This is a genomic window from Pleurocapsa sp. PCC 7319 (assembly GCF_000332195.1).
Lineage (GTDB): Bacteria > Cyanobacteriota > Cyanobacteriia > Cyanobacteriales > Xenococcaceae > Waterburya.
In genome coordinates this window covers 5,902,164-5,916,518 of sequence record NZ_KB235922.1, presented here as the reverse complement: position 1 = coordinate 5,916,518, position 14,355 = coordinate 5,902,164, and the positions used below count along the sequence as shown (strand labels likewise).

The following is a 14,355-nucleotide window of genomic DNA, read 5'->3' as shown; positions in this document are numbered from 1 at the left end:
TTTGATTTTTACAGTTCAATTGTCAATCCGTCGTTACCCACCTCTACACCAACAGCTTCCACCATTTGACGTTCTGGAGAATTAGGAATCAGAATTGGGTTAGTGTTATTGATGTGGACAAATATTTTGCGCGGACAGGCTACCTGAGCCAAACGAGCCAAACTACCGTTATCTCCCGCTAGAGGTAAATGTCCCATTGCCAAAGCTGTACGGGTCGAAGTTCCGAGTTTAGTTAATTCGTCATCTTGCCAAAACGTACCGTCTACCAAGATACAGTCGCTCGCTTCAAACCGCTTGATGATTTCGGGTGTGAACTCAGCCAATGCTGGAGTATAGGTAACAACTTTGTCACTGACGCGATCGCGAAAAGTAAATCCGACGACCCAATTTTCTTCAGTTGAAATCGAACTTATGTATTTGGGAGGTGTACCCGTCACAGCAAAAGCTTCTACTGTAAGACTAGATTTTTCCTTACTGCCCAAATTTACAACCGTACCCGGTTCGATAACAGACCATTCAACCCCACAGTAATTCTCAAGCACTCTCAGCAAAGAAAAGCCTTCTGTCAATGCTTGTTTCACAGCGTTTGTGCCGTAAATTTGCAGTGGTTCGGTAGCTTCTCGTAGGATAGTCAATCCTGCGGAATGGTCGATCTCGGCATCGCTTAGCAGTACCCCCGCAATGGGACTAAAACGAACCGAAGTAGATTCTCCGTCTCGAAGTCGCTCTAACTGTTGGCGCACATCGGGAGAGGCGTTGACCAAAAACCAGTCCCCTGAAGAACCACGAACAGCCAAGGATGATTGAGTGCGGGGGTTTACCCCTTTGTCACTACGAGCAGCCTGACAACCCGCACAATTACAGTTCCATTGAGGAAATCCGCCTCCTGCTGCCGAACCTAATATACGTATCAGCATTAGTCCCAGTGTTGAATGTAGGCTGTTACTTCCATGCCAAGATCGAACTCTTCAAACTCTGGTGATTGCCAAACTGCGGTTGGTTTTCCCTTACTAGAAACAGTATCCGTCGTGTTTTTGACTTTGTTGTTATTGGCAGTATCGCTTTCTTTTTTACTAGAACTTGAATAGTCTTTTGCTCTTTCCATTACGTTACTCCTAACTGTTTGTTTATTTACTATACTTACTGGTCTGGAAGATGCTCTTGGGATGACAAATCTATTCAGGTTCAATACTTATCAAACTTCCATTTTGCTCGTCCGTTAGAACATAAAGTCCGCCGTCGGGACTCTGCCTGACATCGCGTACTCGTTGACCTATAGGAATTGATTCCTCACCTAAAACATTACCCTCCCCGTCGAGATCGATGCGACGAACATCGCGAGAAACCAGACCTCCTACAAAGAGATCTCCCTGCCATCCAGAAAAGCGATCGCTGCTGTAAAATGCTAGTCCTGAAGGGGCGATCGATGGTGTCCAGACTACTTTTGGTTCGGGGACATCGGGACGAGAGCTAATTTCTGCTACTCTACCACCAGTATATTCATCGCTATAGCTTACTTTAGGCCAACCATAGTTTTGACCAACTTCCATTAAATTTAACTCGTCACCACCTCTCGAACCGTGTTCGTGCGACCAAACGCGATTTGTAGTCGGCTCGATGGTCATTCCTTGGATATTGCGGTGTCCGTAACTCCAGATAGCGGGATCAGCATTACTGTCGTTAACAAAAGGATTGTCTTGGGGAATCGAGCCATCATCGTTAATTCGTACTACTGAGCCAAGATGAGAACCGAGATTTTGAGCTTGATTGCGTATATATTCACCGTTAAATCGAATTGGAGGATTACCACCGTCGCCAAACGCTACCAGCATAGTACTATCGGGCAACCAGACAATGCGAGAGCCAAAATGTTGACCATCTGACTTAGTTGGAGTAACTTCAAAAATATCTGACCAGTTTTGTAAGCTAGTTCCATCAAAAGTCGCTCTAGCAACACGAGTATGGTTTGCCTGATTCGTACCTTGAGAATAAGTAAAGTAAACCAAGCGATTTTGCTCGAAATCGGGATGGAGGGAAATATCCATTAAGCCTCCTTGATTGACGGCAAAAACTTCTGGAACACCTGGTATCGGCTCTAAATCTAACTTGCCGTTTCTAACAATCCGCAGTTTTCCTGGACGTTCGGTAATCAAAATCGAACCGTCGGGCAACCATGCCATCCCCCAAGGACGTTCTAGCCCTTGTAAAACGGTTCTGGTACTAAAACCTTCAGCGACGGCAACCTCGTTATCGGAGATAAGAGGACTATTTGGCGATGAGTTAGCCGTACTTTGAGCCGAAGTGGAATTTTCGGCAACGGAACAACCTGCCAAAACCACAAGGAGACTAGCTCCTAATAATTTTTTCACCTGACAATTAATTTTCATTCCTGTTGCTTTAACGCGATCGCGCTTTGATAAGTAAACAAGACGTTTTAAGTCTTGTTAGCAAAATAAATTATGTTGACCAACTATCATTGAGCATGACAGAAACTTGTGACAAGAAGATGTTAACATCGTCCATAGTCTATCTTAGATGCAAAAAGAGGACTCCCGTTAAAGCCGACAGGCTTAGCGGCGAGATGATGCGGGCGGTCAACATTCGCGGGGAACCCACGAATTACGCCCTTAGAATTTTTGCCAGCGACACAAATATATTTTAGCCTTACTTTGAATTTTCTACACAAATAACTGCTCTGTGTAGGCTAAAATACAACTATGCTGACATTAACTTACGAGTACAAGCTAGAACCAACTGCCGAGCAAATTTCGTACATTGAGAACACGCTTGATGTATGTCGCTCTGTCTGGAACTTTGCACTCTTGAATCGCAAAGACTGGTGTAAGTCTCGTAAGTCGGCAATTAACGCTTGCTCAATTGAACGTGAATTGATCATGTCGGTTGATGAGCCATTTCCTAATTACCACGTACAGGCGAAACAGTTAACAGAAGCCAAGAAAAATAATAACTTTCTTAAATCTGCTAATGCTCAGGTTTTACAGCAAACACTGAGAACATTGGATAGAGCATGGGATGACATGAAAGCTAGAGGCTTCGGATTTCCAAGGTTTAAAAATAAATACCGATTACGGTCGTTTGTTTTCCCTCAATTAAACAAAAAGCCGATATCTGTTGACTCAATTAAACTACCTGGACTCAAAGAGATTAGGTGGAGAATGTCTCGTCCAATTCCTGATGGCTTTGTTCCTAAGCAAGCAAGAATAGTCAGAAAGGCATCTGGTTACTTTGTGATGCTGTCACTACAGCTAAATATTGATGTCCCCAATCCATTTCCTCATGGTCATCCTAGAGGATTAGACTTGGGCTACGACAAGTTTGTAGCTACTAGTGACGGCCAAGAAATTAAACGACCTCGGTTTCTTAAGACTCTACAATACAAGCTTAAATTGCTGTCCCGTAGACTGAAAAACAAACAGAAAGGATCGAATAATCGACACAGGTTAAACCAGAAAATAGCCAGACTGCATCAGCGTATATCTGACACTCGAAAAGATTGGCACTTTAAATTAAGCCACCAACTAGTGCAAGACTCTGGCATGATATTTGTCGAGGAGATCAACTTTGTCAGTTGGCAAAAAGGGATACTCTCGAAACATTCAGCCGACGCTGGTTTTGGTCAGTTTGTAAATATCCTTGAATGGGTATGTTGGAAAACAGACACTTATTTTGCCAAGGTAAACAAAGACGGAACAAGTCAAACTTGTCCCAACTGTGGCGCACATACGGGTAAGAAACCTTTAGATGTTAGAATTCACCACTGTAATGAGTGCAATTACCACACCACAAGGGATATAGCAGCTAGTCAGGAAATCAGAAATCGTGGAGTAACAGCCGTCGGGCAGACGGTATTGGAAAATGTCTGTGGACTCAAAGCGACGGGGAGCATCAGTCATGATGTTCTAGTTGGCGGGGGACGAAGCAGAAAACTAGCATCGTGAGGTGTTAGAATCTCCCGTTAAAAATCTTTGATTTTAACGGCGAGAGTATGTCAATTACCTCAATCTGTTCTCTTTCCCTCACTCGAAAGTTGCTCTAGTTCATCCAGTAATTTTAAACCTCGTCCTCTACTTCCTCTTGCTGCCATTGCCTTGAACTTAGTTTCTGCATCAAATTCTGCTAGAGCGATCGTACCCAGTTCGTCTATCAACTTATTCAAGCTCATTCCCCTCACTTTTGCCAATTCCTTTAGTCTTTAGTGCTTTTCATCACGTATATAGCAATTCGCGGACTTGTGAGGTACATCTTAATTAACAATGGACAATTAGCCATTAGCCATTAGCCATTAGCCATTAGCCAAAATCAGGATTTTAGAGTGTACCTCATAACTATGAGAACCGCTATATGTAGTCAGTATTAGTTTTTTGCCAAACTGACAAAGTAAAGTTACTCTTAGTTTGAAATAAATAAAGCTATCTATAGACATTGTTTAGCAAAGGTTTTTAATATTTATGAAACGGATTTTCATTACTGGCGCGAGTGGTTGTATTGGTCACTACATGACAGAGGCACTGATTCAAAACACTAACCACGAACTATATTTGCTAGTAAGAAATCCTGATAAACTCCAATTTAATTATCAAGCTCGTCCAGGAATTCATATCTTGAAGGGAGATATGTCCCGCATTGAAGAATATAGTGACTTATTGCTCAAAGAAATTAATGTGGCGATTTTAGCAGCCACGGCATGGGGAGGAAAAGGAGAAACCTACGATATCAATGTGGTGAAAACCCTGGCTCTGATTAATCTTCTCAATCCCAAAATTTGTGAGCGCATAATTTATTTTTCCACCGCTAGTATTTTAGACCGTAATAATCAATTACTGTTGCCTGCCATTCAATTTGGTCATGATTATATTCGCACCAAGTATCAATGTTTCTCTCAGTTACCCAAACAAGCGATCGCCGATAAGATTATTACTGTGTTCCCGACTTTAGTCTTTGGTGGTGATAAAGATAAACCTTATTCTCATTTGAGTGCGGGGATTACCGACGTAACTAAATGGATTAATCTCATTCGCTGGTTTAAGGTTGACGGCAGCTTTCACTATATTCATGCCCAAGATATCGCTGGCGTGATTAGTTATCTGGTAGATCATCCTGATTATTCTCCTCAGCCAGAAGAACCCGATCAAGGAGTAGATTGTTTAGTCTTGGGTAATCCAGAAATTACCGTGGATCAGGCGATCGCCGAAATATCCTCATATTTTGGTAAAAAGGTTTATTTTCGCTTTCCTCTATATATATGGTTGACAAATATTTTGATCAAAATTTTTCGCATTCAAATGGATTCATGGAGTAGGTTTTCACTTGATTACCGACATTTTACCTATACTAATCCTGTTACCCCTGCTAGCTTTGGATTAAAAAATTATTGCTCTACTGTCGAAGAATTGATGAGAGCGTCAGGAGTGTAAGTCAATTTAGACCTATAGGGAGATGGATAGATATAGCCGTATAAAGTTGTATTAGGACAAGTTTATTTGATTGCTCGTAAGTAATAAGTAATAAGTGTCCTAATGTAAGTCCGTATTGCTATACTTTTAGGCTTGAGGTATTTTTCATTTTATTCCGAACTCCGAACTCCGAATTCCGTTGCGTAGCTTCTCGCGTAGCGAGTACTCCGAACTAACTTTAAGCAATAGTAGTCTTAGTATGATTGTTAGTTTGGTTAAATTGATTGCGGTCAGGTAGCTCGGTTTCTAAATGGCGCAGACGCGGTTCTCGATAGGCGATCGCTACCACCATTAAATTGATAATTCCTAGTAAGACTAACAGCAAAGTGACTCCTTGACCCATACCTGTGTTGACAAATTTGCCAATGATGTGAGCCAATGCGCTTCCTTCAGCCATTAAAGGATTTAAAACATTATCTACTAAAGGACCAGCAAACAAATAGGCACAAATAGCAAGGGAACGTTCTAGAGTTTGTTGTAGAGCAAATACTCTCCCTTGTAAACGACTGGGAACTTTACTTTGCCAAATTGCCTGGTTACAGCTAACAATGATTGGCTGAGAAAATAAATAACCAAATATACCTATTGCCAGAACAAAAGGCGAAATTTTCATGCCACCAAGCACAATAATTACTCCTTGAAGACCGACAAAGCCAATGATTGCCCGGACACGGTTTTTCGGACCCGACCAAATACTCATTAAGACACTACCCAGGAGCATTCCACAGCCCCCAACAGACAAAACAAATCCCAATTGTTCAGTAGAGTCGGGTTGATATAATAAAGGCCACAAAACAACCTCTAGCATTCCCATAGTAAAGTAGCTAATAGCGATAAAGCTAACTAAACGAGCTAGACCTGGTCGAAGGACAATGTAATTCCAGCCAGCAATGGCATCGGTAATTACTTGATTGACAATTCGTTTTTTGGGCTTAGTAAATCGCTTGATTTTAGGAATTTTGACACTAACTAAACTAATAATAGCGATCGCAAAGGTAGCTATATCAATCAATAAAATTGTTTCTAAGCCCAAGAACTTCATCAGCAAACCAGCGATCGCCGGAGCGGCAATTTTGGCGATCGCAAAGGAAGCTTGAACCATACCATTGGCACGACTTAAATTATTCCGTGGCACTAACTGGGCGATCGCGGCAATATAAGCTGGCTGCTGAAAAGCGTTGAGACTAGAAGAAATAGTCAGAGCAAGGTAAATATGCCAAACTGCCAAATTGTCAGTTACAACTAAGGAAAGAATTACTAAAGTAACTATTCCTGTACCCAGGTCGCTCATGATCATGGCAGAGCGACGATTCCAACGGTCGACCAAAACCCCTGCCAAAGGAGAAATGATTACTTTGGGTAGGTACATGAACAAAATGGTCAGGGCAAACTGGGTAATTCTGCCTGTACCCTGATATGTTTGTTCTAGAATCCAAAATCCTAGAGCGAATTCCGTGAGTTTTGAACCCAGTAAAGAAATAACTTGCCCAATCCAGACAATAAAAAAGGTTTGCATATAAACAGTACGAAATAATAAGATGTCTAGCCGATATAAATAAATCCCATCAGGATTCAGAAGTACTAATAGTTAGTAGTCAGGAGCAAGCAATGGCTTCAAGCGTACAAAGTTGCAACAGTATGCCTCAGCTATTCTTTCGTGCCATAGGGCTAAAAGCTTCGTTGAGGTCGAATGCTAGGCAGTATACATCTATTTTTTGAGTTTAATATGTATTTTCACCCAGAATATGCTGGCAATATACAGGTAATTTAACATTTTCGGTCTGAAATTCCAGCTCAGTGAGTGTTGATATTTTAATTGTCACAAGTTGAGAGATACTAGATTATTCCAACTAATAGCCATGAGCAGACAAATCTAATCTAGTTGGTGTAGAACTATTGATTGTTAATAACGTCATTTGACGCTTTTCTAGAATCAATGTCGTAAACTATGATGATGAAAAGAAAATTCACTTTCTTAAATTTTAAGATCAATAACTTAAAAACTCATAAGTAAAAAGATTAGGTTTGTTTTAATGCTGTCACCAAGCATAGTACAATAAACCAAAATCTATGATGGTAAAAGAGCGAAGCTAATAGCTGAAAGCTAACAGCTGTTAAAGATAAAAAAAAAACTGAAAATCAATGGCAAGGGCGGAGAATTATTATTCAACTTTAGGGGTATCCCAGAAAGCGACTATCAAAGAAATCAAATTAGCTTTTCGTCGTCTGGCTCGTCAATATCATCCTGACTTAAATCCAAACGATCCTGTTTCGGCAGAAAAATTCAAACAAATCTCTCAAGCATACGATATTTTATCAGACACGACCAAGCGCCGTCGTTATGATCGTCGTATTCCTGTTAACGGCAGAGAAAAAACAGCCAAAAAACGGACAACTCCTTCTCAACCAAGGCGAAAAATGACCCATCCGCAAACGGCTCAAGAGTTTTATAATCGAGGAACTCTGCGGACTCAAACAAAAGATTATCAAAGAGCTATTGAGGACTATACCCAAGCAATCCGACTTGACCCCAAATTTATCGATGCTTATCTTAAAAGATGTGAAATGCGCTATAAGCTTGGAAACAATCAGGGAGTTTTAGACGATTGCTACCAAATATTTAGCATAGATTCTAAAGTTGCCAAGGCTCATTACTATCAGGGAAGAGCCCGCTATAGTTTAGGTTATACTGAACCAGCGATTGAGTCTTATAGTCTGGCGATCGCACAAGACAATCATTATCCTCAAGCATATTATTATCGAGGCATAGCTTATAAAGATCTGCAAGTTGCTGACTCTGCCATCCAAGATTTAAATCAAGCAGCAGAATTATTCCGTACTCGTAAAAATTATGAAGCCTACCGTCGTAGCCTAAAAGTTATTAATGAAATAACCAAAAATAAAAATATTTTCGGATGGATGGATAGTCTAATTCAAAATTCTTTGGTAACTATGAGTCTCTCTTTCTTTAATCCTGGAGGAGGTTTGTTACCTGCTTTTTCAAGGTTGACTAGTCGGCAAGCGAATCAAGTAGGAACTACATATGGTTTATTTTCTGCTCTATGTTTTGTATGTACTTATTTTATGACTGGCATCCCCATAGAACTAGGTGTGTGGCAGATATTTTTGATTGGTATGATTCCGTTTGTCAGTTTTGTAGTATCAGGAAGCATGATGCGCTACTTATTACACCGTCGAGGTCATTTCTCTATCGATGTTTTTATTGCAGGAACTGCGATTGTTCCCCTTGCTCTTACTTCGATCTTAGTCGGATTTATCTCCTTTACCGCTTTCTCTTTGATTATTCCTATAATACTTTGGGGTTTTTCTTATACAGTGCTAACTTTATACACTGGATATAGTCAATTGTTAAACATTACAGAAGCCAAATCAGCCATAATCGTTGCTTTGATGTTGGTAGCTAACAGCTTTGTCTGTTTTTCGTTGATAACGAAATTTATTACTTAAATTATTACTTAAATATATCTGGTAGATATTGGAACTACTTTAGACGCTGGAAGCAATACGGAAGCCAAAAGCATCCGATTTATTTTTAGGAGAAGATTGAAAGCGTTGAGCAGAACGGCAACTTCCAGGAAAATGTAACCAGGAACCTCCTCTTAACACACGATCATCTTTGGGGTTATTGCTTGTCCAAGCACTGCCATCGCTAGGAGCGTTTTGATAGTTATCGTGCCAAGTATCAGCACACCATTCTGCCACATTGCCATGAAGGTCATATAAACCAAATTTATTAGCAGAAAAACTATCAACATCAGTAGTTTGATGGCGATTTTCTCCCACAAAACCTGAGCCATAAGCATCTTCACCGTTATAGTTAGCTAGTTCGGTGCTAATTGTTGAGCCAAAGTGAAAGGGTGTTTGGGTTTTTCCCCGACAGGCATATTCCCACTCTGCTTCTGTTGGCAATCTAAATTCTCTACCTATTAGAGCCGAGAGTTGGTCACAAAACAAGCAACAGTCAAACCAAGAAACTCTCTCTACAGGTTTTTTGCTCTGGGCGATCGGCAAATCTTTATTTACGAAACGAGCTGGATTTTCGCCCATAATTGCCTGCCATTGAGCTTGAGTTATGGGGTATTTACTGAGTAGAAAAGGGCGAATAGATACAAGATGTTGAGGAGCTTCTTCTGGTTCTCGTTCTGATTCACTTTCTGGAGAACCCATCAAAAACTTACCTCCAGGGATACCAATTAAATCTAAAGTTACATCATTGCCCAAATCAAGAGTTATGTACTTCGCTTTCCCTGAATGGCGACGAGTTGGTAAGCTAAATTTTTTACCTACAATCAGGCAGGGATCGTCAGAAATAGTCACAAAGTCATATTCAACTACTTTTAATTTTAATTTGTGACCATTTTGGTTAATTTTCTGTCGCTTTTTCGGGTGAGATTTTTGATGTTTGTAATTGCTTTTTACGGTTTTGGGACTGGAAGTCTGTAAAGCTGAAGTATTTTCTGCTGATAGACTTTGTAAGACCTCTTCTACAGATTGAAAACGACGTTTAGTTGCTCCTTCGACCAATTTATCCAGAACATGACTTAATTCATAATCAATTTCATTATTTTGAAGATAATTACGCCACATCCATTCACCTTCATTAGTATCAAACAGTTCTGTTGGTTCAACATTGGTCAATAAATGAAGACAGGTTGCACCAAGGCTATAAAGATCGCTGGCAAATTTGGCTTTTCCGACAGCCTGTTCTGGAGCAATATAAGCGACTGAACCAATTATGGTGCCAACTACTGATGTGTCAGCACCAACTGCTTCTTTGGCAGCACCAAAATCCACCAAGACTAGTTTTCCATCTTTTTTTCGCCTGATAATGTTTTCGGGCTTAATATCTCGGTGGATAACGTTGTTCTCATGAACAAATTTAAGAACTCCTAATAAATCCTCTAATAATTCTTTTATTTGCTGTTGATTAAAGACTCCACTAATTGCCAGTTCTTTGGCTAGATCATTCCCATCAATAAATTCTTGAATTAAATATTGGCGATCTTCTTGATTAAAAAATGCTAGTAGTTCAGGAATTTGTTTGTGTTTACCTAATTCTTCTAAACGCATTGCTTCCCGTTCAAATAATTCAGCAGCTTTTTTGAGGGCTTTTTTGCCTTTAACTTCAGGTAAAAACTGTTTAACTACACAACGGGGTTTAGATGGTTTTAGTTCATCAATTGCTAAAAATGTTCTGCCAAAACCACCTTGACCAAGAAGACTAATAGCACGATAGCGATCTACAAGAACTAACTGAGAATTGCATTTTTCACATAACTCTGTGTTTTCCAGATTTACATGAAGACAATTTGGGTTAAGACACTGACTAATCATGCTATTAATTAATCGAATAATTAGGCTTTAATTATAAACGGCGAGATAATATTCAAGCCTAACTATGATTCAGTATTTATACGATTTATTTTCAATCAAATAATTCAAGATACGTATTTTTTCTGAAGCTCAAAATATTCTTTTACTTTGACTTATAGATTTTTATTTGTTTAGGGAACTCTAACTAACATAGATGTTTTTAAGATCTATTCACCAGTATCGTTGATTAGCTAAAACTTCTTCTTCTGTTTTGGCCTGGGTTTATATATTGGTTTAGCACTCATTATCAATTTGATTATTACAGAATTCTATGAATAGCAACTCGCCTCTAAATAATATTTTCAAATTGCCTTTACGTACTGTACTTATCTTGCCATTCGTAGTTCAATTATTAGTAATTGCTGTCAGTTTTGGCTATTTATCTATAAGTAATAGCCAATCTAATAATTCTTCTATCGAAATGTCTCAGCAAGCTGAAAATAATCAGGCTAAATCTACTGGTGTTAGCCCTCAATTAATGATGTTAATGTATCTCAGCATTTTGGGAGTAGGAGTAGGTTCAAGTATTTATATTTCTGGTCGTATTAGTCAATCAATTTCCCAATTAGAACAAGCGAGTCAAGCGATCGCCTTAGAAAATTCAGAACCAGAAATAGATGTTGAAGGAGTAAAAGAAATAAGCTCATTGGCTAAATCTTTAAATCAACTCATTCAGCGTTTTCAAGCATCTGTACAGGATAAACAAGGAATTAATGAACAGTTAGAAATGAGACTTGAGGAAATAGCTGGCGAACTTAGCAAGTCTCAGAAAGCCTTACAAAAAGTTGAAGATACTAACAAAACTAAAGAGAACATCTTAGGAAATATTAGTCAACAGTTACGCACTCCTTTAAATCAAATTTTAGAGCAAGCCCAAAACCTACAAAGCAATATAACTCAAATCAATGAATTGAGTTGGCAAGACGCTAAATCAAATCAAGTTGATGGCTTGAAAATTGTTGAGGAAACAGGAACTAATTTATTATCTTTGTTGGACAATTATTTGCACTTATCCCAACTAGAAACAAAAACTCTGAAACTAAAACCGCACAACTTACATTTTTCTGGGTTTTTACAAAAAATAAAAGCAACAGCACAAAATATAGTTAAAAATTATGATGGTATTACTTTTAGCTACGAGATAAATGGACAATTACCTTCTAACATCAAAGCCGATGCTGAGCGATTACAGCAAGTATTAGTCAATCTAATTACTACGGGAACCACCTCAATTACGGAAGGCACAGTCACCTTAATAGTCAGCATCATTAAAACTATTGAACCTCAGTCATCCGATCTTTTGCCCCAGAAAATAATTCGTTTTGAAATTGTCAATCGAGGAGCTACGAAAAAACGACCTCAGCAGGAACAGGAATTTGTCGATGTCAATTTAACTATTAGCCAAGAGATAGTTAGCTTGATGGGTGGAGAATTAGAAATTGGTTCTCAATCTAATAAAGGTTCAATATTTTGGTTTGATAGCACTTTCTTGGTGACAGATGTTTTGAGAGAATTCAAACATAACGATATTACTGAAATCATTAATCAGCTCAGTCAAAAACCCAAAATTCTAGTGGTAGATGATACCGAGGAAAATCGTTTACTTTTAGTTGATATTTTGGAACCGATGGGATTTAAAGTATTACTTGCGGAAAATGGTAACGAAGGTATTGAAGTGGCTTCTCAAAATCATCCCGATATAATTCTGACTGATTTATTTATGGGAGGAAAAACCGGCTTTAGTATGGTAAAAGATCTGCGGAAAATGCCTGAATTTGTCGAATTACCTATTATTGCTATTTCTGCCAGTGGTTTTGATGTGGTTGCAGCTAAAAGTAAGGAGTCTGGATGTGATGCGTTTTTACAAAAGCCCATCGATCAAGCGGAGTTAATGTCTATGCTCGTACAATATCTACAGCTAGAATGGCGTAGTATTGAAACTTCTGCTAATTATTAAAACTTATTTTTAAGTTAGTTGCGTGCAGTCATTTCTGAGCTAGTTAATCTTGCCAAATTTTAGTACAGACAGCAAATAACTCAGCGCCATATTCATCTGACTGTATTTCTATGGGAAAAGAACGGAATTTGGAATGAGAAAATAATTTTCTTAGTTCTTCGGTTGTACGATAAATCAAGTGCCACTCTAAAATATGCTCTAGTAATACGCGATCGGGATTGGCCGCGTAAAAGTTGCCTAAAATAATTGTCCCGTTAGGTAAAAGACGGTCATAGATCCAGTCCAGAAGGCGAATTAACTCGCGATCGCGCAGATAATTTGCCACACTAACGCTATAAACCATTTGTTGGGGAGGAATATCAATATGACTATAACCCTCAGCTAATAGAAAAAGATTATCCTGAATAAAAGTCAAATTATCCTGAAAACCCCATTTATGGGCCATATTAGCAGCGTCAGATAAATCCTGATGATTAAAATCAATACAAGTAACATGAACGTTGGGAGGCGAACTCAGAAAATACAAGTCTAAAATTTCTGAGGCTGAACCACTAGCTACACTAGTTACAGGCATCGGAGTATCAACAACCCAATTTTCTCCTAGTTCCTTAATAGTAGCGGTGATGATGCCGCCACGATTTTTGAGAGCAATACAGGTAGGTAAAGAACGAATCCAACGATCTAAATAAATCCCCAGATATCCATCTCCTTCCGGCTCATTCTGGGATAGTAACTCAGTAATATAACAATCACTGACATAGCCTCCCGGTTTACGAAAGGCTCGGTCAAAAAAGCTACTGAGCATAAAAAAAGGAAAAGTCTCTCGGAAGATGTAGGTTCCGATCGCCTTTTGAATTTTTGGTTCTTGAATTATTTGCTCTCGAAAAGAGCTAATTAGCATATTGCAGATTTTATTGATTTTTTCCTGAGCTGCTGTTTCACTTAGTTGTTTACCGCGAATATCTTCCTCAACACTGCAAAGGTTCTTTTTAAACAGCTCTGTTTCTCCTATCAGTTCTGGGGGAATAGTATTTTGTCCCACATGTCCAGTGCGCTGGGTTTCGAATTCAGGCGAAACACTCACCCGGCGCATTAAATGAGCAACTAAAGAAGAAGTTTCCCGTAAACGACTAGATAAATTATGAGCCAGAGATTGATAAAATCGATCCGATAAACCTGGTACAGAGGTTAGCAACGAATAAATATTTTGCTTGTCTAGAATACAAATTTCCACATCTTCCTGGGCAATTGCCGCTGCACTAGTAGGAACGCCTTCCAAAAAAGACATTTCACCAAAAACTTCTCCTGGCTCTAGAAAGGAGATTGCTACTCCTCTACCCGAAGCTGCCCTTTCAACCCTAACTAGTCCTTTTCTGACTAGATAAATTGATTGGGATAAACGCCCTTCCTTAAGAATGACTTCGTGTTGTTTGTAGGTCGCAACCTGAGCTTTTTCTAGCAAAATATTGTAGTCATCAGAAGTGAGAAATTTTAGTTTACTGTCCATTTAGTTCAGGTTCTCCATGCTGC

At 39.2% G+C, this 14,355-nt stretch carries 11 protein-coding genes; 4 read left to right on the top strand and 7 right to left on the bottom strand.

Annotation, left to right across the window (positions count from 1 at the left end):
• Positions 1-8: 8 nt before the first annotated feature.
• The 3 genes from pqqB to PLEUR7319_RS0130885 all read right to left on the bottom strand — a co-directional run bounded on the left by pqqB (position 9) and on the right by PLEUR7319_RS0130885 (position 2,387).
• Positions 9-917, bottom strand: coding sequence for a pyrroloquinoline quinone biosynthesis protein PqqB (gene pqqB, locus PLEUR7319_RS0130895; RefSeq protein WP_019509111.1), 909 nt, complete (start codon positions 915-917; stop codon positions 9-11).
• Entirely contained in the window at positions 917-1,105 is a 189-nt protein-coding gene (gene pqqA / locus PLEUR7319_RS0130890) for a pyrroloquinoline quinone precursor peptide PqqA (RefSeq protein WP_019509110.1), read from the bottom strand. Before pqqA ends, pqqB begins: the two co-directional genes overlap by 1 nt.
• 70 nt (positions 1,106-1,175) lie before the next feature.
• Positions 1,176-2,387: a PQQ-dependent sugar dehydrogenase gene (locus PLEUR7319_RS0130885; protein ID WP_019509109.1), complete on the bottom strand. Its 1,212-nt coding sequence runs from the start codon at positions 2,385-2,387 to the stop codon at positions 1,176-1,178.
• Between the two features lie 330 nt (positions 2,388-2,717).
• Between PLEUR7319_RS0130885 and PLEUR7319_RS0130880 the strand changes: the two genes are divergently transcribed.
• Positions 2,718-3,959 carry an RNA-guided endonuclease TnpB family protein gene (locus PLEUR7319_RS0130880; protein WP_019509108.1) on the top strand — a complete coding sequence of 414 codons (1,242 nt, stop codon included), beginning with the start codon at positions 2,718-2,720 and terminating at the stop codon, positions 3,957-3,959.
• Positions 3,960-4,018: 59 nt separating this feature from the next.
• Here the strand turns inward: PLEUR7319_RS0130880 and PLEUR7319_RS37275 are convergent, their stop codons facing one another.
• Complete coding sequence (locus PLEUR7319_RS37275; protein ID WP_371265390.1) at positions 4,019-4,201, bottom strand: toxin-antitoxin system HicB family antitoxin; 183 nt, start codon at positions 4,199-4,201, stop codon at positions 4,019-4,021.
• A gap of 268 nt (positions 4,202-4,469) precedes the next feature.
• Between PLEUR7319_RS37275 and PLEUR7319_RS0130870 the strand changes: the two genes are divergently transcribed.
• Positions 4,470-5,435, top strand: coding sequence for an NAD(P)-dependent oxidoreductase (locus PLEUR7319_RS0130870; RefSeq protein WP_019509106.1), 966 nt, complete (start codon positions 4,470-4,472; stop codon positions 5,433-5,435).
• 217 nt (positions 5,436-5,652) lie between these two features.
• On the opposite strand, the gene PLEUR7319_RS0130865 is transcribed toward PLEUR7319_RS0130870, so the two are convergent.
• Positions 5,653-6,990 (bottom strand): MFS transporter, encoded by a 1,338-nt coding sequence (locus PLEUR7319_RS0130865; RefSeq protein WP_019509105.1) that lies wholly within the window; start codon positions 6,988-6,990, stop codon positions 5,653-5,655.
• Between the two features lie 626 nt (positions 6,991-7,616).
• Between PLEUR7319_RS0130865 and PLEUR7319_RS0130860 the strand changes: the two genes are divergently transcribed.
• Positions 7,617-8,942, top strand: a complete 1,326-nt coding sequence (locus PLEUR7319_RS0130860; RefSeq protein ID WP_019509104.1) for a DnaJ domain-containing protein — start codon at positions 7,617-7,619, stop codon at positions 8,940-8,942.
• A 39-nt stretch (positions 8,943-8,981) separates the two neighbouring features.
• On the opposite strand, the gene PLEUR7319_RS0130855 is transcribed toward PLEUR7319_RS0130860, so the two are convergent.
• A complete protein-coding gene (locus PLEUR7319_RS0130855) occupies positions 8,982-10,829 on the bottom strand; it encodes a bifunctional serine/threonine-protein kinase/formylglycine-generating enzyme family protein (RefSeq protein ID WP_019509103.1) in 1,848 nt (615 codons plus the stop codon).
• 310 nt (positions 10,830-11,139) lie between these two features.
• On the opposite strand from PLEUR7319_RS0130855, the gene PLEUR7319_RS0130850 reads away from it, so the two are divergent.
• Positions 11,140-12,825, top strand: a complete 1,686-nt coding sequence (locus PLEUR7319_RS0130850; protein ID WP_019509102.1) for a hybrid sensor histidine kinase/response regulator — start codon at positions 11,140-11,142, stop codon at positions 12,823-12,825.
• Between the two features lie 43 nt (positions 12,826-12,868).
• On the opposite strand, the gene PLEUR7319_RS0130845 is transcribed toward PLEUR7319_RS0130850, so the two are convergent.
• Positions 12,869-14,332 carry a cyclic nucleotide-binding domain-containing protein gene (locus tag PLEUR7319_RS0130845; protein WP_019509101.1) on the bottom strand — a complete coding sequence of 488 codons (1,464 nt, stop codon included), beginning with the start codon at positions 14,330-14,332 and terminating at the stop codon, positions 12,869-12,871.
• Positions 14,333-14,355 lie beyond the last annotated feature (23 nt).